The organism is Companilactobacillus baiquanensis (assembly GCF_003946605.1).
In the GTDB taxonomy this organism is placed as follows: domain Bacteria; phylum Bacillota; class Bacilli; order Lactobacillales; family Lactobacillaceae; genus Companilactobacillus; species Companilactobacillus baiquanensis.
On the sequence record NZ_RHOQ01000002.1, the window covers coordinates 195,882 to 217,365 of the forward strand.

The window sequence follows — 21,484 nt, forward strand, 5'->3', positions numbered from 1 at the left end:
ATAATTATACTCATAAATTAACTTTACCATATTAGAATGTCGGAAAAGTATTTTTAAATTATTTCGTAATTTGATATTGTAAGAAGTTGGAGAGATATATCTTGATCGATTTATTGATTTAGTCTATACTAGTTTACATTAAGAATTTAAATGATAGATATAGTGATATATAAATAAAAAAGGTGATAAATATGACTAACAAATTTAAAGTTTTTTCGATGTTTGATGGTGTTGGTGGATTTATTGTTGGTCTTGATCATGCCAATGAACTTGCTGGTAAGAATTTTTATAAAACGACTTATACAAATCAATTTGAACCCGGTAGAAAATCACAGGATGCTTTTGAAGTTGGGGAATATAGATATTCTGAGACGAATCATAGCAATACCGACATTATGCAAGTTCCAGATTCTTATTTTGACGATATGAAAGACAATGGCGTCAATATGATTGTTGGAGGTTTTCCTTGTCAGGATTATTCAGTAGCTCGTTCTAAAAAATTTGAAAGAGGAATTGAAGGAAAAAAAGGTGTTCTTTTTTGGGAAATTATTCGTGCGGTAAAACATATCCAGCCTAAATATTTAATTCTGGAAAACGTAGATAGATTGCTTAAAAGCCCTTCAAAACAACGAGGACGTGATTTTGCTATCATGTTAGCTGCTTTTGATCAATTGGATTACTCTGTAGAATGGCGTGTCATTAATGCTGCTGACTATGGACGTGCCCAAAGACGGCGTCGAGTTTATTTTTATGTGTATAGAAATGATTCAGGATGGGGAAAGCATATCGATGAAGAATATTCTAAATCTGAAGACTTAGATGATATTCTGGAGTTAGATGGTCATTCATACGATAAGTATATTTTCAGTGATGGATTATTTGCAAAGAAATTTCCAATAAAAAATGAGCCTTATAAAGGAAGAACTCATTCAGAAAAGCTATCTATTGATTATACAAGAAGTGATGGGTCAAATTATATTCTAGATGTTTCTGATAACTTTACAGGTAAAATTTGGAATACAGGTATTATGCGGTATGGTCAATACTTTACTATTGATACTGAGCCAGTAAAATCTGATTCAGAAACACTTGGGGAGATTGTCGAGAAAGCCAAGGATTACTATATTAAAAACTATGATGGTGGAGAGGCTTCTTATGAAGAATATATTGATAATTATGTAATCAAAGATGAAACTAGAATTAAGAAATTTGAATATCTTCGTGGTCCTAAAAAGCTAGAAAGAACTTCTGCTGATGGACATAAGTATACCTACTCTGAAGGCGGTATGAGCCCATTTGATTCGTTAGATTTACCAGGAAGAACAATGTTAACTTCAGAAGGATCAGTTAATAGATCTACCCACCTATTGAAAATAGGTGATAAGTTTAGAATAATTACTCCTATTGAAGCTGAGCTACTACAAGATTTTCCACCAGATTGGACAAAATATAAAAAGAATGCTGAAGGTGATATTGTAGAAGTGTCTGACCGTATGAGAATGTTTTTTATGGGCAATGCATTAGTTACTACAGTTATCAAACGTATAGGTGAAGAATTGTCAGTTATTGATAAGGAATTTTAAATAGAGATAATACAGTGACGAAAGTCAGAGCTTTTATTAGGCCACTTGTAGCCGCTCGAATTTGAGTGGTGAAAGGTAGCCTATTTTTTATAATCTTTATTCATTCACGTATTGCTAATTTTAAATTTTTTTAGTTGAAAATATTTAATCCGGTCCTATTTAAGACTTTAATTTATTGAAAACATGTTCACAGATTGAATTATCTAGACGTATTGATTTAATTGACATACTTTGTTTCCTATGATTTGTCAATTAGAAGATACTAAGTAATACCGAATCTAAATATAAAGTGATTGCGACAATTTTTTATATAAAGTAAATAGATTATAAGTTTTCCTTATTGGAAGTTTTCTGATTTTCTATTTTTTATATAATACATTATTAATTCTATGCAATAATCAGTGTTTTTAAGAGCCATTTTTTCCCAAAAATGTACAATGTACCATCCATCATTTTCTAGGAGTTTATCGTTTAGTCTGTCGCGTGTCATATTCTCTTCAATCTTTTTTATCCAGTAGTTCCTATTACGTTTTAATTTTTTCTTTTTATCCTGCCAATTATATCCGTGCCAAAATTCACCATCGATGAAAATTGCTATTTTATATTTAGTGATTGCAATATCAGGTGAACCCGGTAGAGCCTTGTAGTTTCTTCTATATCTAATTCCTCTGTGCCATAATCGTATTGCAATTATGTTTTCAGCGGTACCACGTTTTAAATGTACATGTGACATTCTTTTTCTTGTTTTGTTGTCAGTATCATACTTTTTTGGATGTTTCATTTTATACTGTTCACACTTTCTTTAAACGTAATTATAGGCTATTTTAATAGATGAATATTGTTAAATAGACCAATACCTTTTGTGTGTAGACTATATTACCCTCTAATTGGTGGCAAACCACTTAATTTACTTATCATTGATGAAACAAAATGCGATTTCAGAAGAACTTGTAAATTTTGACTATAAAAATTATAACGGCTTTCTTAACATGAGATGTCATTTGATGTCTATTATAAAGAAATATTTTGCTACACTATAAATTAAAAATATCGACTGAGAAGGATATCTTTCTAGGTCGGTATTTTTATTTTGTATAAACCAAAAAACTATTTTCAGAAAAAACTTACGAAAACAATTTTTTTCTGGTATATTAATCAACTGTTGCAACAAATTTGGAGGTATTTTATGAGTAAAACTCAAAGTATGAGTGAACAAGTGAAACATCCATACCTTGCTTTAATGGGTGTTTTAATTGGTGGATTTGTTGGTATGTTTAGTGAAACTTCATTAAATATTGCTTTGCCATCAATTATGAAAGCTTTTTCTATCGAAACTGGTACGGCTCAATGGTTGGTCACAGGTTACATGTTGGTCATTGCCATCGTCTTACCACTATCAAGTCTTTTAACAAAACATTTTTCAACTAGGGGATTGGTCAGATTTGGTCTGATCGATTTTATTGTGGGTTCAGTTATAGCTGCGGTTGCTATAAATTTTCCTATCTTATTAGTAGGTAGAATGATTCAAGGTATCGCCACTGGTATTATTTTGCCATTGATGTTTTCTATTGCTATGAGAATTTTCCCACCTAATAAATTAGGGGCTGCCCTTGGTGTAGCCGCTTTAGTTATTATGTTTGCACCGGCTATTGGTCCTACAATTTCCGGTATTATTTTAGGTGTTTCTTCATGGAGATTTATTTTCTGGTCATTTATTGTCTTTTTGGTTATTGGCTGGATTTTCATGGAAAAGAATTTAGTTAATGTTTTCGGTGTAACAAAGCCAAAAGTTGATTGGCTGGCTATTTGTCTTTCAACAATCAGTTTTGGATTGATCGTCTTTGGAATTAGTTTCCTAACTAATAGCATTCATGTAGCTTTAGTTGCTTTAGTTATTGGATTGATTTTCTTAGTTATTTATATTAGACAACAATTACATGCGAAAACTCCAACTTTGGACTTTTCTGTTTTGAGTAAACCTGAATTCGTAACTGGTTCAGGTCTAGTTATGTTAAACTTCGGAATCACACTATCAGCTATGTATTTACTACCTATGTATTTACAAAATGGTCTAGGTGTAGCCGTTGCGCTAACTGGTATGGTTATGTTGCCAGGTGGTATCGTCAATGCTTTAGTATCATTCTTGGCTGGTCGTGCATATGACAGTATTGGTGCTAAATGGATGTCTCGTTCAGGATTCTTAATTTCTGCCATTGGTACGATCATGTTCTTGTTGAGTAATTCAAATAGTTCATTAGGTTACATAATTTTCGCCCACATCGTCTTAATGATTGGTGTGCCACTAGCCATGTCGCCATCACAAACTTATGGATTGAACTCACTAGATGAATATCAATCTGCAGATGGTTCGGCTATTATTAACACGTTCCAACAAGTTATTGGAGCTGTTGCTACTGGTATTGCTACAATTTTATTGAGTACCGGTCAGGCCAATTTCTTCGCTAATGGTGGACATTCAACATCACTAGCGTTTACTCAAGGTGCACATTACGGATTTGCTTTTACTTTAGTATTAGCTATTTTAGGATTCTTATTAGCATTTAGAGTTCATGGTAAAAAGGATTAATTTAGAAGTATAAATTATATTGATGTAAGTTTTTGTAATTAAGAATTAAAAAGGAAGTTGATAATTCCAATTTTGGAATTACCAACTTCCTTTTTGTTTATATATCAAGGGATAGTTTAATATTAATTTTGGAAGAAGGGTATTTAACATAATAAAGTTCATTGTAGTTGGAATTTTTTTATGCTTTCAATTATTAAGTTAGCAAACCATTTTTGATTAATATGAAATAGTACCTCTGCATTAGGTTTTCTTTTACTTACATTATAGTAATCAATAACGGTTTCCCCAGTTGTTAACTCGCCCTTAGTTTCTATTTCTACATTACAGAATCTACTTGAGAATTTTTCAGGATCTATTAGCCATGCAATCGTACATGGGTCATAAAGGGGAACTCCCTCAAAATCTCGACTGATTAAATCAAATGAGAGTCTGTAGGTACTGATTAATCCTGTTACTGCTTTTGCCACGTCATTATTCTTAATTTTAGATATATTTTCTATATCTGAATCCAGTAATTGAGCCTCAAAGCCAACATTCAGAGGAGCTAAGGTGATAGGGATACCTGATTCCATAACTATCTTAGCCGCTTCAGGGTCAACTGCCATGTTGAATTCTTCGGTTAATCCAATATTACCAACGCCCATACCACCACCTAAAATAACTATTTTTTTTATGAGTGATTTTATCTCAGGATGAACGGAGAGCAGTAGTGCAACGTTAGTACATGGGCCAGTAACTACCAGAGTTATGTTCCGAGGGTGGTCGGAAATAATGGAATTCATTAATTCTACAGCATTTTCTTTTCTGGGAGAAAAGTCTGGGTTAGGTAATTCTGCTCCGTCTAGGCCTGTAATTCCATGCATTGTGATTCCGGGAATAAGGTCTCTGACTAAAGGTTTGCGATTGCCATAAGCAACAGGGATATCACGCTTTTTCATTAAAGTAAGTAGTGACATGGCATTTCTTAGGGTTTGTCTATACGGTTGATTTCCTGCTGAAGTAGTGACGGCAAGAACGTTTATTTTCGATGATGCAATGGCCATGATCATTGCTATTGCGTCATCGTGACCTGGGTCGCAATCTAAAATTATATTTTCCAAAAAAATTCAGTCCTTTGCACATAGTTATTACATCTTTATAATAACCTTACCATTAGTATTGCCATTTTCAACAGTATCTTGTGCTGAACGAATACCTTGTAAAGAAAACGATTCTAGCTTGTCAATTGGAACATGTAGTTGATTATTACTAATCATTAATGAAATTGCAGCGAATGCATCACTATCACGGTACTCTCGCTTCGGTGTCATTTGCTTGAAGTTAACGTTTGGTTTTTTGCTTTGATCATTTGGTAAAGTGGTCAATGAAACGTACGTTCCAGTATCCTTTACAATATTAATTCCTGCTTTTGAGCCAGCACCATTGTTTGTTGCATCGACCAGCACATCAGCAATGTTTGCAAACTTATCACTTACTCTTTCTGTATCAAAAGCTCCAAACTCTGAGGCTCCTAAATTTAATACTTGTTTTTTAGCTGATGAAATATCAGTTCCAATTACATATAATCCCAGTGCTTTAGCCATTTGAACTAACATAGAACCTACACCACCACCGGAACCTAAAATCGCAATTGTTTGTCCTGCACCGACATGTGCCACATGGACCAAAGTGTTGTAGGCGGTAATTCCGGATAAAGGTAAACCTGCGGCTTCATAAATATCATAATTTCTTGGAATTAATCCAATTCTATCGGATCCAACTTTAAAGTATTCAGCGTATGTTCCAATTCCGGGATGTGCTAAGATGTCGTCTCCAACTTTGAATGTATCAACATTGGGACCAACTTCGATAATCCTTCCAACAGCATCACTTCCAAGTATCATAGGGAATAGCATAGTTACGTTATTTCTAAATTGACCATTTCGAACGGCAATGTCAAAAGCATTAATTGCGAATGCGGATGTTTTTACCAAAACATCATTTGTTCCAATTCTTGGTTTTTGTAATTTAAATTCTGATATAACACTGGAATTACCATATTGATTAAAACCGTATGCTTTCAATAATGATTACCTCCATAAATAATTAATTTATTGATGATTTAAAATCTAGCAAAGCGTTATATGCCAATTCATGGTCACCGGTATCCGTTAAGCCTGAAACTATTAGACTACCAATTACCCCAGTATTTTCGATGGCTATTGGGTATCCACCACCGACAATGGCGTAATCTTTAGGGCTTAATCCACTTTCCTTATAAAAGCTTTCTGGATTATCCTGATAGGCAATTTTTTTGAACAATGAACTATGGTCGAAAGCATCTACAACATTTTCTTTCTTTTTTATCCAAAGATTATTTTCATTAGTTGTTTGATCACCGGCGTGGAAATATACGATACGTTGATTAATCTTAATTAATATACAAACCTTGTTGAAATCATCTTTTCCAATCTTTTTGAGCGAATCTACGAGACCGTCTACATCCTTCAAATTAAAGTGGGATAGTTCGGTCTTTTTTTCTTGTGCTAAAACATCTTTTAGCGTAATCATATTGATTCTCCATTTTCTTTAAAATTTAATAATCAAATTTTTATTGTAATTTAATCTAATGAGAATTTTGTATTTACCTTTTGTGGAAGACCTGTATCTAGTGATTTCTTAGCAGCGTTAGCAACACGTTGAGCCATGATAACATCACTACCTTGAGCAACCAAAGGGGTGTCATTCAGAATTGAATCAACAAATGCTTTCATTTCTTCCGTATAGGCTTCTTTGTAGCGCTTTTGGAACATTGGAAGTGGCTTCTTTAACTCTTCACGTTTGTCATTGTATAACTCAACAGTACTATTATTAACATTTTCAGCTTTAAGCATACCTTCTGATCCAAATACTTCAACTCGTTGATCATAACCATAAACTGCACGTCTACTATTATCAATCACCCCAAATGCACCATTTTCAAATTGTAGTACTAGAGCAAGGGTATCAACATCATCGATATCTTTAAGCGTTGGATCAATTAAGGTACCTCCCTTAGCATAAACTTCAGAAATATCACTGCCCATCATATAACGAGCCATATCAAAATCATGCATTGTAAAGTCTTGTAATAGTCCACCAATTCTTTGAATCAAGTCATGTGGCAATAAGTCGGGATCACGAGAGGTGATTTTCACCATTTGTGGAGTACCTATTTTTCCTTCACGAACGTTTTCAAAAATTGTTCTAAATTGTGGATCCATACGACGGTTAAATCCAATTTGAAGTTTAACGTTATTTTTTTTGACAGCTCTTAGAACATCCAAACTAGCTTCTTCATCATGGCTCATACTAAGCGGCTTTTCACAAAAAATATTTTTACCTGCGTTTGCTGCATCTGTAACAATTTGTTCATGTGTATCTGTTGATGTAAATACAAAAACAGTATCAATATCAGGATTACTTAATAATTCGTGATAATCAGTTGTTTGATTAGTAACACCAAGGTCGTTTAATTTTCCAGAAATTTTATCGATAAATACATCAGCAACTTGAATAATATTTATCTCTGGAATTGTCATTAGATTTCTTAAATGCATTTGTCCTGCACGACCTAAACCAATAATACCTGCGTTAACATGTTTCATCATAATATAATCATCCTTTACTTTTTTAATATTAATTATTTATCTTCTGGATTAACGCCAGAAGAAGAACCATATTGAAATTCCATTTGGATACGTTCTAGGGATTTACCTCTAGTTTCTGGTGCATATTTATATGCAAACCAGAATGATAGGATATTAAATCCTACAAAAATCAAGAAAGTATAAGTCATTCCCATTGTGCTTAATAATACCGGGAAGAAGTATCCAACTAAGAAGTTAGAAAACCATAGGAAAAACGTTGATACTCCCATGCCTAAACCACGAAGATTTTGAGGGAAAATCTCTGAAAGTAGTAGCCAAACTAGTGGTGAGATGAATCCTTGGAAAAATCCTAAAAATAGCATGGTACATAAAATAACCGCGATTGGTAAAAGACTACTATTCGATAGAGTTGCAGAAATAATTGAGATTAACGCTAACGAAAAAGTAGTTCCTATAATACCCGTCATCAGCATTTTCCTTCGATTAACTCTGTTCATGAATGACATTCCAATAATAGTGGCAATTGTTGAAACAACTCCGTTAAATATATTAGCAATCAAAGCAGCGTTATGTGAAAAACCTGATTGCTGTAGAATCGTTGTACCATAATACATCATTATATTGATTCCAATGAATTGTTGCATTACACCAAGTCCAATGCCGATTAAAACTAATCTACGAATCCAAGGAGTTGCCAAATCTTTAACGGTAGCCTGTTGAATTTCTGATTCTTGAGCTAAGGCATCTGAAATTTGATTGATTTCATCCTCACAGTCTTTTTTACTATTCCTGATTCCGCTTAGGGCGTCCATAGCTTTGTCCTTTTTACCGACCATAACTAACCATCTAGGTGATTCTGGAATTAATATCATCCCTAAAAATAGTGCAGCTGCCGGAATAGTTCCAAAGCCAATCATGTATCTCCAAATGCTGGAGATATGTCCAAAATAATTTCCTAGCCCAGCATTTACTATGAATGCCAATAATTGTCCTGAAACAATCATTAACTCATTTTGTGTAACAACGCGTCCTCTTATATCCGGTGTAGAAATCTCTGCTAAATACGTCGGAACAATTACCGATGCACCTCCGACTGCTAAGCCTAGCAATGCCCTAAAAAGAATCAAAGTCCAGGCCGTTGTCGCAGTCGCACATAAAATTGTAAATATGAAGAATAGGACTGATAAATACCACAGAAGTTTTTTTCTACCAATCTTATCAGACAACCGCCCGGCTATGACGGCACCAAAAGCAGCTCCTAGTGTTATACCACTAGTTACTAAACCTTCATTACTTGGTGAAAGATTTAATTCTTGTGGAGATGATATATATCCAATAGCACCGTTTATAACGCCGGTGTCAACTCCGAATAATAATCCACCTAAAGTAGAAATTGATGAAATAATCCTTAAGTGCTTTTCTGATTTAGTTTTCTTTTTTTTCTCACTTCCTTGCTCACCAACATCTTGTAGCTTAACAACCTGAACTGACTCTTTTTTGGTCATTATATTCACCCCAATTTTATCGGTCACAAAACTTTATCCGAATACTACTAATTAATAAATCTTAATTTCAGACATATCATGTAATGATTTAAATCTTTTTAAGAATTGACAAATTATTTATTACACAAGATGTTTATGTATTACAAAAATGATTATTTCACTATTGATTGTGAATGTCAACGCTTTCTTAATAATCACACATTTTTGTTAATTTAATCACAATCACCCTTGACAAACCTTGACCTAGAGGATATTCTGATAGCGTACACAGGGATGAGATGCAAAAATGATAGCTGATAAAGAGTATCTGTGAATGATATTTCACAAGCACTTGTGCATGTGTTAAATGTTGACGAAAGGGGTGTTATCGTGGAAAAAGGTACAGATTTCACAAACAAGAACGTCACAATCGGTATTATTGGAATGGGACGAATCGGAAATGTGCACTATAAGAATTTGAAGAGGATTTCTAATGTTTCTATTAAGTACATTGCCGATATAATTGCAACCGACGAATGGACAGCTAAATATAATGAAGCTCAGAAAATTGTGACTGATTATCGTGAAATTTTGGATGATCCTGAAGTTCAGGCTGTTTTAATTTGTACGCCAACTGATCTTCATCCAGAAATGACTATTGCAGCTGCAAAAGCAGGTAAAGATATTTTCTGTGAAAAGCCAGTAGGCTTTAATGACAAAGATATTTTGGAAGCTTTTGAAACTGTAAAAAAATGTAACGTGAAATTTGAAGTTGGATTTAATAGAAGATTTGACAAAAATTTCAGACGGATCGTCGATCATCGAAAAAATGATGATATTGGAAATGAGCAAATTTTGAAGATTACTTCAAGAGATCCTGAGCCACCATCAATGGATTATGTAAAACGTTCTGGCGGTATTTTCATGGATATGACAATTCATGATTTTGATATGGCTAGGTATATTACCGATGCAGAGGTAGATCAAGTATACGTTGCAGGTAATGTAATGATTGATCAAAAAATTGGTGATGCGGGAGATATTGATACTGCAATTATTACGTTGCAATTTAAGAATGGCATGATGGGCGTTATAGATAATAGTCGTCAAGCCGTTTATGGATATGATCAGAGAATAGAATTATTCGGATCAAAAGGAATGTCAAAGGCCGACAACGTTTTAGATAGTACGACTACATTTTCAGGAGAAAGTGATGTAAGTTCTGATAAACCAATGTTCTTCTTTCTTCAGAGATACATTGATGCCTATAAAACAGAATTGGAGTCTTTCCTTGATGCGGTTAGAGGTAATCATGAAGTTGAATGTACCTTTGAAGATGGCATCAAAGCAATTAGATTAGCTCAAGCAGCCAAGAAATCACTAGATAGTGGAAAACCTGAAAAAGTTCAAGATATATAAAATTTTGAGGAGGTATAATTATGGCTTCAGATGTTAAGAATGATATTAAATGGGGAATTGCACCAATTGGTTGGAGAAATGATGATATTCCTTCAATCGGTGCAGACAATAATTTACAACAATTACTAAGTGATATTGTTGTTTCTGGATTTCAAGGAACGGAAATTGGTGGATTCTTCCCTGGACCTGAGAAGTTAAACTATGAATTGAAATTAAGAAATCTACAAATTGCCGGACAATGGTTTAGTAGTTTTATTCTTCGTGATGGTCTTGATAAGGCTAGTGAAGCTTTTGAAAAACATTGTCAATACTTAAAAGCTGTTAATGCACCAGTCGCTGTTGTTTCGGAGCAAACATATACAATTCAACAATCAGATACAAAAAATATTTTTACTGATAAAGCCCATATGACAGACAAAGAATGGGACGAACTTTGCAATGGATTGAATCACTATGGTGAAATTGCATCTAAGTACGGTATTAAGGTTGCATATCACCACCATATGGGAACTGTTGTCCAAACAAAGGAAGAGACTGATCGTCTGATGGCCAATACGGATCCAAAACTAGTTGGACTTTTATATGATACAGGTCATATTGCTGTATCAGATGGAGATTACATGTCACTTCTAAAAGACCACATTGATCGTGTTGTTCACGTTCATTTCAAAGATGTTCGTTTGGCAAAAGAAAAAGAATGTCGTGAAAAAGGTATGACATTCCAGCAATCATTTTTAAATGGTATGTTTACAGTTCCTGGTGACGGAGATCTTGATTTCAAACCTGTATTTAAAGAACTAGTTGATAATAACTATAAGGGATGGATTGTAGTTGAAGCAGAGCAAGATCCTGATAAGGCAAATCCATTGGAATATGCCTTGAAAGCTCACAACTATATTGAAAATGATTTATTAAAAGAAGCAGTTCACTAAAATAATAAAAAGTATATAAATTGGGAGTTTATTATACTAAAAAAATAAATAATTAGGAGAATATAATTATGGCTGAAGCACACGTAACAAAAGTAGGTATCGTCGGAATTGGTTTCATTGGATCTGATCATTTACATCGTTTAACAAAGACTATTGCTAATGTTGATGTAACCGCTGTCTGTGATATTGTTTCTGGTAAAGCTCAAAAGCAACTAGATGAACAAGGCCTTAAGGCAACAGATTATAGTGATTATCATGATTTAGTTAATGATCCTAATGTTGATGTTGTTGTATGTACTGCAAGTAATGAAGCACATTATGAAATCGTTATGGCAGCCCTAAAAGCTGGTAAGTTTACATTCTGTGAAAAACCATTAGCTTTGGATGCTAAGCAATGTATGGATATTATTAATCAAGAGAAAAAACTTGGACGTAGAATGTTGCAAGTAGGATTCATGCGTCATTATGCTCCAGAGTATGTACAAATGAAGAAAATGATTGATGATGGTGTAATCGGTAAACCATTAATGATGGATCAACGTCATTATAATCAAACACAACCAGAGGAATATGATTCAACACGTTCAATTATTGAAACAGCTATTCATGAAATTGATATTGACCACTGGTTAGTAAACGACTCATACGCAAATATTCGTGTGTTCAGTCCAAAACAAACAAAATATGTTCAAAACGATAATATTCAAGATCCACAAATCGTTATGATTACAACTAAGACAGGAATCAACATTATCAATGAAGTCTTTGTTCGTTGCCAATATGGTTATGACATTAAATGTGATGTTATTGGTGAAGAAGGAGTTCTTGAATTGCCAACAGTTCCACAAGTAGCTACAAGATTAAATGCCGAATATAGTACAGCTATTTTGACGGACTGGAAAGCAAGATTTGAAAGTGCTTATGATATTGAATTCAGAGACTTTATTGATCATGTATCACAAGATCAATCACCAGTTGGTCCTTCATCATGGGATGGTTATATTGCTGCTGTTACAGCTGATGCAGCTATCAAATCGTTGAATGAAGATGGAGCAACACAAGACTTAGACTTCCCTGATACACCAGAATTCTATCAAGAAAGCAGTGTAGTTAAGTCTGTATAGTAACTTGTGAAATTTGGGGGAAGTACAATGTCAGAACAAATGAATGTAGTCAAAGCGGGAATTATTGGATTAGGTAGATTAGGTTCAAGACATGCAAGACATTTAGTTGAAAAAATTCAAGGTATTGATTTAATCGCTGCCTGTGCCTTGGATGATGAACAATTAAAATGGGCACATAATGATTTAGGTGTTGCCAATACATATAAAGATTACAAAGAAATGATAGACAAAGAAGACATTGACGCAATCTTTATCGTTGCTCCAACACCATTTCATCCAGAAATGACTATCTATGCGATGAATGCGGGGTTAAATGTATTTTGTGAAAAACCATTAGGACTTGATTTTGATGAAGTAAACAAAATGGCAGATGTAATTAACCAACATCCAAAGCAAATATTCCAAAGTGGATTCATGCGCAGATATGATGAATCATATCGATACGCAAAGAAATTAGTAGACGAAGGTAGAATTGGGAAAATCATTTACATGCGTGGATACGGAATTGATCCAATTTCAGGTATGGAAAGTTTTACGAAGTTTGCTACTGAAGCAGATTCTGGTGGAATCTTCGTTGATATGAATATTCACGATGTCGACTTAATTCGCTGGTTTACTAAACAGGAGCCAGTGCAAGCTTATGGGCTAACAAGTAATATTGCGGCTCCAGAACTTGAGAAAATTGGTGAGTTTGAAACAGGTGTTGCCCAACTTAAGATGGATGGTGGTGTAATTGCCACGCTCATTGGCGGTCGTCACGCAGCACACGGTAACCAAGTGGAGTTAGAAATAATGGGTTCAGATGGATGGCTGCGAGTGGGCGAACATCCAGACTTGAATCGAGTAACAGTCTTTAGTGAAAATGGGGTCACTAAGCCATCACTTCAAAGTTTCGGAGAGAGATTTGATAATGCCTTTACTGATGAAGTTCAAGACTTTGTTTATAACGTTAAACGAGGAACTCAACCAGAAGTAACGGTTGAAGATGGAATTAAAGCACTCAAAATTGCTAAGGCATGCCAAGAGTCAGCGAACAGCGGTCAATTGGTAAATATCAAACTATAAATTTAGTAGGATAATTCAAATCTCTTAACGAAAGAAGGCTTAACAATGGATACTAGTACAACTACTAAGAAATCAGAATCAAACCATAGTGGTTTTCTGTGGTTAGCTACATTTATTGCCGCCATGGGTTCATTACTTTTCGGTTATGACACAGGTATTGTTAATGGTTCACTTGTGTTTATCGCCGATAAGAGTCAATTAGACTTAAATGCCTTTCAACAAGGTATCGTTTCATCAGGATTAACATTGGGTGCTGCATTTGGTGCTATCTTTGGTGGACCATTTGCAGATAAGATAGGTAGAAAGAAAATTCTTACTATTTTAGGTATTGTATTTTCTGTTGGTGCACTTGGATGTGCATTTTCTACGAATATTACTATTTTAATTATTTTTAGATTCTTATTAGGATTAGCCGTTGGTTCAGCCTCAGCTAATGTTCCAGTATATATTGCTGAAATTGCTCCGTCAGAACTACGTGGAAAGATGGTTACTACTGCGCAAGTTATGATTGTTACTGGTCAGTTTGTTGCTTTTGGAGTTAATGCTGCATTAACTCCATTAGGTACTGGTAACGCCGCTATTTGGCGTTGGATGTTAGGTTTAGGTACAATCCCAGCTATTGTTTTGTGGTTAGGTATGTATCTAGTTCCAGAATCACCAAGATGGTTAGTATCACAAGGAAAAATGGATAAAGCTTTGAATGTTTTGAGACGTATCAGAGCTGCCGCTGTTGTTGATCCAGAAATGAAAGAAATCAAGGACAAAGACCAACAAGATAAAGCGGAATCAGCAGAACAAGCTACATTCAAAGAATTAGTAAGTACAAAATGGATCCTTCAAATTCTTATTACGGGTTCAGTATTAGGATTGATTCAACAGTTTGCGGGAATTAATTCAATCATGTATTACGGTGGTCAGATTATATCTGATTCAGGATTCAGTACAACGACTGCTGCTATTCTAAATACTGGTAATGGCTTATTCTCAATTGTAGGTGCTGTTTTGGGTATGTTTACTATTGATTGGCTCGGTAGAAAGAAACTTGAGTTTGCGGGATTAACAATTTGTGGACTTGCATTAGTTGCCGCTGGTGTCATTCATACAGCATTTGCAAGCGCAAGTTGGGCAGGAATTACAATTGTTGTATTAGTCTATGTTTACATTATCTTCTTCCAAGGAACATTAGGTCCTGTTACTTGGTTGATCAATTCAGAAATTTTCCCACAAAGATATCGTGGGATTGGTACAGGAATTACAATTTTTGTACTTTGGTTAGGTAATTTCTTTGTTGGATTACTTTCACCAGTTCTACTACAATGGAACATGGCTTATACCTTCTATATCTTTGCCGCATGTTGTGTGTTCGGAATAATTTTCGTTGCAGCAAGAGTACCTGAAACAAAAGGTGTTCCTCTTGAAGAAATTGAAAAATATTTCAGAAATAAATATGACAAATAATAATCTAGTATCGATTTAATGATATGTTTGTTGTCGGATTTATAAATTCTTCTAAGTTCTAACTTAGAAGAATTTTTTTTATACCATTGAAGTTAGTTGAGTGTTATATAAGTGTGCAAAATAAAAAAATGCTGTGCGGTGGGGGTGTTAATCGTTATACGGAAGTTCCCATTAGTTTTAAAACGAAAGCTTTAGATTCGAACATTTAAAAAATAAAGGCAACTTTTCAAATTGTGAATAGTCTTAATAGACTTTCACATACGAAATGGATTGGATGTGTAAATACAATATTATATTCATACATAATGTGTAGAAGGAAAATCATATAAGGGTTTCTTTGCGGTTACAATGATATCGAGATTATCTAAGGATATACGATACTAAATTATGAAATCTGTAAAATATCTGTATGGATTAATTTCGTTAAGCTAGTCATTCTTTTCCTCTCATAGCTTGTGATGCAAACATGCACTAATTAATATACTTACTAGATTATCAATGAAACTGATCGAACACTTTTAGACAGAGTATTCACTACAGGAAAGACAACAAGTTCAATCTGTTTCTATTGATCTAAACGCTAATTATCAAAGCGTGATTCGAAGACTATTTCCGAATGCCAAAATAATTGTGGATAGATTCCATATCGTTCAACTCGTGGGAAGAGCCCTAGATCAAGTTAGAATATCAACTCTGAAATCCATTAATGATAAGCGTTCAAGAGAATATAAATCACTTAAATTACATTGGAGAATGTATCATTTATTTGAAGATGAGTTGGATCAATCAAATATAAAGTTTATGTTTGGACTGAACGAATACATGACTCAACAGAACCTAGTAGATATAGGTACTGGAGTGAATCGAAGTATGAACCTTGTTTATGAAACATATCAAAAAATCATAAGAGCAATAAAATCAAAAGATAGCACGTTATTAAATGAAACTTTAAAAGACTATACAAAAATCAACTCTTCAATGGACACGGCAATATCAACATTAAAACGCAATTTGAAATATATTGAAAATAGCTGTGAACTTCCATATTCCAATGGTCCATTAGAAGGACTAATTGGAAAAATCAAAAAGCTTAAACATAACTGTTATGGATTTAGGAATCTAAAACATTTCTTCATAAGAATAAGACTAATTTTGGCGTAAAAAAAACCACATCATTTCTGATGTGGTAAATGGGCTAAAAAGTCTCACCAATACGATTTGACTTAGATTTAATAAAGGACATGTAGTATGAATTTAATGGTTAATTGTATATTAAAAGTCGCTTAGCAACTAATTGTTAAGCGACTTTTTGGCTTGACACACTTAATAAAATTAATTCAATCCTAAGCCTTTTTTTATTGAAGGCAATGTCTGTTCATTTGACCATTCTACTTTGTCTGGCCAGGAGAAAACATTATTGGTAACTATACCATCGAATTTTATGTCCTTGAGTGCTTGATACATAGCTTCGAAATCTACTTCACCTTCACCGGGATTTAGGTGTTGGTGAATAGTTACGGGTGCCTCAGGTGGGTTAATAATATAACGTAACCCAAAGTTACTCTTAAAGTTCAATGTGTCAGCAATCAATATATGAGTTAAAACATCTGCACTATCATGAATTTGTTTGGTGACGTCACCGATTCCACCGTCTGAATAAAATGTATGGGCAGAGCACCATACTTGACTGATCCAATCTTTATCTAAAGAGCGAATCAATTTTGCGGCTTCATTACTTGACTCAATAAAGTCATTGGGATGAGCCTGAATTTCTAACTTTATGTTATTTCTTTCGAAATCAGGAATTAGTTCCTCCATGGACTTGTACCATTGACCCTCAGAGGCAACAGGATTTTGTTTGTCCCCTGAGAATTCCGTATTTAAAGTGTCGACTCCTAATTCTGATGTGATTTCAATGGTTCTACGCATATTGCGGACCGCTGCTTGACGTTCTTGCTCGTCAGGGGACGACCATTGTTGAACGGGTAGAACCGAGGAAAGTTCTACACCGGCATCGGACAACCATTTCTTAACATTTTTAATCATTTCTGAGTTAACTTTTGGATACTGATAGAACCAAATGAAATCCGTTCTTGGTGATAATTCTATATACTTGTATCCTAAGCGAGCAGTTTTCTCAATCATATCGTGAAATGATGTGTTATCACGAAACATTGATGGATCATAAGCTAATTTCATTTGTGATGCCCCCTAAACAGATTCTTTGTTTTTTGAAACACCATAGAATTCTGGATTTGGACAATCAATCAAATTGATTGGTTCTGTTTTTCCAGTTTCACGGGATTTTGATGCTGCAGCGGTTGAAACTGAAGCGCAGTATCCATCCCATGCAGAAGGACCACTAGTCTTGTCGGCAATGACTGAGTTAGTCCATGATTGGAATTCAGTATCGTATGCTTGTACAAAACGATCACTCCAATCTTCGGAAATTGGAACTGAGTCTTTATTGGCAGTTTTTACTTCATGATAATGTGGATCTAATAGGCTGAGTTCGCCAGTTTCGCAAACAACTTTACAGTTAATATCATATCCCCATTGACAGTTTACGAATACTTCCAAGTCAACTAACACACCAGATTCGGTTTCTAGATAAATCATCTGAGGGTCATGTAAATTGCTGTGAGTGTTTCTTGTTTGCTTTCTAGGTAATGTTACCTTAGCGCTGATAAAGTTTTCACCAAGTAACCATGGTAAGGTGAACATTTCATGAACGGCAGTATTTTCAACGGCCATTGGTGTATCATACTCTGTTCCTACCGATGGATTTCTGTGTGTACAGTGTAGTAAGAGTGGCTCACCATATTTATGACTATCTAGTTCAGCCTTAACTTCATCGTATCCACGATCAAATGCACGCATGAAACCAACTTGTACTAATCTCTTACCATGTTTCATCTCAGCATCCATGACCTTGATACAATCTGCAGGATCAACTGCCATAGGCTTTTCACAGAATACATGTTTGTCAGCTTCAATTGCTGCTAATGTATATTGTGGATGAGCAGGGTCGTTTGTAGTAATTACGACTGCATCAACTTTATCACTTTTAATTAATTCAAATCCGTCAGCAAAATATTCTGCACCGATTGCCTTGGCGATTTTTTTGGTTTCAGCTTCTTTTTTTGGTAAATCACAAACTGCAACGACCTGAGCGCCACTAATTCTGTTCTGAATTCTTTCAATATGTACCTTTCCGATAGCTCCAACTCCGATTAATCCAATATTTACAACCATTTTAAACATCCTTTCTTTATGACGATTTTATTTACTTAAGGTTTGTTGCATTGCGTCAATAGAAGTTTTGACACCTGCTTCAGGACTCATTGTTAAATCTTCCATTTCAAGTGAAACGTAATCGTTATAGCCCATCATTCTTACAACTGAGAAGAATTCCTTCCACCATTGCAGGTCCTGTCCACAACCAACGGCGACATAATTCCATGCACGATTTGCAGTATCAGTAACTGGTTTTGTTTCTAATACACCGTTTGCTTCGACTTTTCCACGTTCTAAACGAACATCCTTTCCGTGAACGTGATATATTGCAGGACCTAACTCACGAGCAGCTGCAATTGGATCAGCACCCATCCAAAGTAAGTGACTAGGATCGAGATTTAATCCGACCATTGGTCCAACAGCATCTCTTAATCTAAATAATGTCTCTGGATTATAAACTAATTGAGCACTAAAGTTTTCCAAAGCAATTTTTTCGATTCCAGATTCTTTGGCCAACTTTACTAGGTTCTTCCAGTAAGGTATTGCAACTTCATTCCATTGATAGTCCAAATTTTTCTTAAGAGATTCAGGCCAACTTACTGTGTAAGTAATCCAATTTGGTATCTTATCCTCGGGACTTGCAGCAGGTAAACCACTCATCATAACAATTGTTTTAATACCAAATAATTTTGCTAATTTAAAAGTTTTTTCGGTGACTTCACGGTGTTCTTTTCCCATGGGACCAGGATCTAATGGATTTCCGGAACAATTAAGTGTGACTAATTCCATTCCTCGTTTGTCTAGTTCATTGAGAAATTTTTTTCTTGCGTCCTCACTTGCTATTAATCCGTCAAGATCTAAATGTGGAGCGGGGGACCATCCCCCTGTTGTCATTTCTAATTTTGTGACACCTAGGGACTTGACTTTATCCAACATATCCGTGAAAGATAAGTATCCAAGGCTGTCAGTAATATAAGCTAATTCCATTGATATTAACCTCCATAAATTCCTTATTAATTAATTCACAAGTTAAATTTAACACGTTGATCTTGATTAATCTTTAGGACAAAATGACGGTAATTTACAAAAAAGTGCCAAATAAAAAAGTATAAATAAAAACTCTCAAGTTTTATTATCACTTGAGAGTTTATAAGGGAGTTTAATTATGGCTATTAATTCTAAACCAATGTGTTTGCAGCATCTCTAACTAATTTGATACTGTTTTCTAGTTCTTCCTTAGCTTTTGTTACGTCCCATTCCTTTAGATCGTCAGAAAATGGTTCAAATGCATAAATGCCTTTGTATCCACGTGCTTCAATCTTTTGAGCAAGTTCTGCGGATTGCATTACATCGTCTTGTCCAAGCATATACCTGTCTTGGTCATCTAATTCCTCACGTTTCTTGTTTGCAAATACGGAACTAAGATGAACCAAACCGATGTAGTCAATATTAACTTTTTCATTAAATTGTTTATCAGTGATATTTGCCAAGTAGTAGTGGAAACTGTCAGCGACAAGTTTAAAGTTATCTACACCAGCTTCATCGATTATGGCCTGACCTTCCCAGGGAGTTCTAAGTGAGCTGTCCGTGAATCCTAAAGGCTCTATTAACCCGTTGACGCCATATTTTTTTAAAACCTTTGAATAGTCCTTTACATTAGCGATTGCTTCGGCCTTCTTCTCATCTGAAGTTCTCTTATCTTCAGTTGATCTAACAGGGCAGAAGACGAAATTCTTTAAGTCGAGATTTTTCGTCATTTCAAGCATTTCAGTTAAACTTTCAATGTTTTCTTTTACCATACTTCGCTTATCCATATTACCAATAGCATTAATTGTCTTAATGACTACGCCATTTTTATTTAATGCAATCTTGACATCGGAATTACTCATACTATCCATAATTGAACTGTTATCTGGATCACCGTACAAATCATTACGTAATTCTATATTATTAACGCCAATAGAACTAATCATTTCGAGGGTCTCATCCAGTTTAACCCCAGGAGCCGCTTTTCTGTTTAGGCAAAATCTGTCAGTAGAAATCATGTAAAATCCTCCTATGAAATTGTTTATTTAATACATAAGTAATTTTTTTAGAGTCCTAGACCTTTTTTTATTGATGGTAGTGTTTTTTTGTTGGACCATTTGACATTATCTGGCCAGGCAAAGACATTATTTGTTACTATTCCATCAAAATTAATATCTTTTAGTGCTTTATACATTGCAGGAAAATCTACCTCACCTTCACCAGGATTTAGATGCTGGTGAATGGTTACAGGTGCCCCAGGTGGATTTATAATATAACGCAGTCCAAAATTATTCTTAAAATTGAGTGTGTCTGCAATAAGTATGTGAGTCAAAACATCAGAACTATCGTGGATTTGCTTAGTTACATCACCAATTCCACCATCTGAATAAAATGCATGGGCGGAGCACCATACTTGGCTGACCCAATCTTTATCTAAAGAACGAATCAGTTTTGCAGCTTCATTACTTGATTCAATAAAGTCATTTGGATGAGCCTGAATTTCTAACTTTATATTATTTCTTTCAAAATCAGGGATTAATTCATCCATTGATTTGTACCATTGTCCTTCAGAAGCCAATGGGTTTTGTTTGTCTCCGGAAAATTCTGTATTAAGAGTATCAACTCCGAGTTCAGAAGTAATTTCAATAGTTCTTCTCATATTTCGAACGGCTGCTTGACGCTCTTGTTCGTCAGGAGATGACCATTGCTGTACTGGTAAAACTGAAGAAAGTTCAACTCCTGCATCGGACAACCATTTCTTAACATTTTTGATCATTGATGAATTTACTTTGGGATATTGATAAAACCAAATAAAGTCTGTTCGAGGAGATAGCTCGATATATTTGTATCCTAAACGAGCCGTTTTTTCAATCATGTCATGAAATGATGTATTGTCACGAAACATTGATGGATCATAAGCTAATTTCATGTAAGTTAAC

18 protein-coding genes and 1 pseudogene are annotated in these 21,484 nt (G+C 34.7%); 8 read left to right on the top strand and 11 right to left on the bottom strand.

Translation table 11 applies throughout. The annotated features are described in order from the left end of the window. Positions 1 to 191: 191 nt before the first annotated feature. Positions 192 to 1,583 (top strand): DNA (cytosine-5-)-methyltransferase, encoded by a 1,392-nt coding sequence (dcm, locus tag EKM77_RS04640; RefSeq protein ID WP_125592886.1) that lies wholly within the window; start codon positions 192 to 194, stop codon positions 1,581 to 1,583. Between the two features lie 337 nt (positions 1,584 to 1,920). Here the strand turns inward: dcm and EKM77_RS04645 are convergent, their stop codons facing one another. Further along, the gene (locus tag EKM77_RS04645) at positions 1,921 to 2,364 is read right to left on the bottom strand and encodes a very short patch repair endonuclease (RefSeq protein ID WP_125592887.1); all 444 of its coding nucleotides are present in this window, start codon (positions 2,362 to 2,364) and stop codon (positions 1,921 to 1,923) included. Positions 2,365 to 2,769: 405 nt separating this feature from the next. Here EKM77_RS04645 and EKM77_RS04650 point away from each other — a divergent pair, with 405 nt between their 5' ends. After that, positions 2,770 to 4,170 (top strand): MFS transporter, encoded by a 1,401-nt coding sequence (locus EKM77_RS04650; protein ID WP_125592888.1) that lies wholly within the window; start codon positions 2,770 to 2,772, stop codon positions 4,168 to 4,170. Positions 4,171 to 4,328: 158 nt separating this feature from the next. On the opposite strand, the gene EKM77_RS04655 is transcribed toward EKM77_RS04650, so the two are convergent. From EKM77_RS04655 to EKM77_RS04675, 5 genes are read right to left on the bottom strand one after another with little or no spacing between them, the layout of a single operon-like run. Further along, positions 4,329 to 5,270, bottom strand: coding sequence for a nucleoside hydrolase (locus EKM77_RS04655; protein ID WP_125592889.1), 942 nt, complete (start codon positions 5,268 to 5,270; stop codon positions 4,329 to 4,331). Positions 5,271 to 5,297: 27 nt separating this feature from the next. After that, positions 5,298 to 6,233 (bottom strand): NADP-dependent oxidoreductase, encoded by a 936-nt coding sequence (locus EKM77_RS04660; RefSeq protein WP_125592890.1) that lies wholly within the window; start codon positions 6,231 to 6,233, stop codon positions 5,298 to 5,300. A gap of 22 nt (positions 6,234 to 6,255) precedes the next feature. After that, complete coding sequence (locus EKM77_RS04665) at positions 6,256 to 6,720, bottom strand: heme-degrading domain-containing protein (protein ID WP_125592891.1); 465 nt, start codon at positions 6,718 to 6,720, stop codon at positions 6,256 to 6,258. A 50-nt stretch (positions 6,721 to 6,770) separates the two neighbouring features. Further along, positions 6,771 to 7,799, bottom strand: a complete 1,029-nt coding sequence (gene iolG, locus EKM77_RS04670) for an inositol 2-dehydrogenase (RefSeq protein WP_318530707.1) — start codon at positions 7,797 to 7,799, stop codon at positions 6,771 to 6,773. A 32-nt stretch (positions 7,800 to 7,831) separates the two neighbouring features. Beyond that, positions 7,832 to 9,304: a sugar porter family MFS transporter gene (locus EKM77_RS04675; RefSeq protein WP_125592892.1), complete on the bottom strand. Its 1,473-nt coding sequence runs from the start codon at positions 9,302 to 9,304 to the stop codon at positions 7,832 to 7,834. A 369-nt stretch (positions 9,305 to 9,673) separates the two neighbouring features. Here EKM77_RS04675 and iolG (EKM77_RS04680) point away from each other — a divergent pair, with 369 nt between their 5' ends. The 6 genes and pseudogenes from iolG (EKM77_RS04680) to EKM77_RS04705 all read left to right on the top strand — a co-directional run. Next, a complete protein-coding gene (iolG, locus tag EKM77_RS04680; RefSeq protein ID WP_125592893.1) occupies positions 9,674 to 10,702 on the top strand; it encodes an inositol 2-dehydrogenase in 1,029 nt (342 codons plus the stop codon). Between the two features lie 20 nt (positions 10,703 to 10,722). Further along, complete coding sequence (iolE, locus tag EKM77_RS04685; protein ID WP_125592894.1) at positions 10,723 to 11,634, top strand: myo-inosose-2 dehydratase; 912 nt, start codon at positions 10,723 to 10,725, stop codon at positions 11,632 to 11,634. A gap of 68 nt (positions 11,635 to 11,702) precedes the next feature. Next, positions 11,703 to 12,758: a Gfo/Idh/MocA family protein gene (locus EKM77_RS04690; RefSeq protein ID WP_125592895.1), complete on the top strand. Its 1,056-nt coding sequence runs from the start codon at positions 11,703 to 11,705 to the stop codon at positions 12,756 to 12,758. Between the two features lie 27 nt (positions 12,759 to 12,785). Continuing rightward, complete coding sequence (locus EKM77_RS04695; RefSeq protein ID WP_125592896.1) at positions 12,786 to 13,823, top strand: Gfo/Idh/MocA family protein; 1,038 nt, start codon at positions 12,786 to 12,788, stop codon at positions 13,821 to 13,823. A gap of 45 nt (positions 13,824 to 13,868) precedes the next feature. After that, entirely contained in the window at positions 13,869 to 15,281 is a 1,413-nt protein-coding gene (locus tag EKM77_RS04700; RefSeq protein WP_125592897.1) for a sugar porter family MFS transporter, read from the top strand. A gap of 543 nt (positions 15,282 to 15,824) precedes the next feature. Beyond that, positions 15,825 to 16,442: pseudogene (locus tag EKM77_RS04705) on the top strand (transposase); the annotation flags it as partial. A gap of 171 nt (positions 16,443 to 16,613) precedes the next feature. Here the strand turns inward: EKM77_RS04705 and EKM77_RS04710 are convergent. The 5 genes from EKM77_RS04710 to EKM77_RS04730 all read right to left on the bottom strand — a co-directional run bounded on the left by EKM77_RS04710 (position 16,614) and on the right by EKM77_RS04730 (position 21,474). After that, positions 16,614 to 17,480: a sugar phosphate isomerase/epimerase family protein gene (locus EKM77_RS04710; protein ID WP_125592899.1), complete on the bottom strand. Its 867-nt coding sequence runs from the start codon at positions 17,478 to 17,480 to the stop codon at positions 16,614 to 16,616. 12 nt (positions 17,481 to 17,492) lie between these two features. Further along, positions 17,493 to 18,536, bottom strand: coding sequence for a Gfo/Idh/MocA family protein (locus tag EKM77_RS04715; protein WP_125592900.1), 1,044 nt, complete (start codon positions 18,534 to 18,536; stop codon positions 17,493 to 17,495). A gap of 27 nt (positions 18,537 to 18,563) precedes the next feature. After that, on the bottom strand, positions 18,564 to 19,505 hold the full coding sequence (locus EKM77_RS04720; protein WP_125592901.1) for a sugar phosphate isomerase/epimerase family protein: 942 nt from the start codon (positions 19,503 to 19,505) through the stop codon (positions 18,564 to 18,566). Between the two features lie 191 nt (positions 19,506 to 19,696). Then, the gene (locus EKM77_RS04725; RefSeq protein ID WP_125592902.1) at positions 19,697 to 20,563 is read right to left on the bottom strand and encodes a sugar phosphate isomerase/epimerase family protein; all 867 of its coding nucleotides are present in this window, start codon (positions 20,561 to 20,563) and stop codon (positions 19,697 to 19,699) included. A gap of 47 nt (positions 20,564 to 20,610) precedes the next feature. Next, the gene (locus tag EKM77_RS04730; RefSeq protein ID WP_125592903.1) at positions 20,611 to 21,474 is read right to left on the bottom strand and encodes a sugar phosphate isomerase/epimerase family protein; all 864 of its coding nucleotides are present in this window, start codon (positions 21,472 to 21,474) and stop codon (positions 20,611 to 20,613) included. Positions 21,475 to 21,484 lie beyond the last annotated feature (10 nt).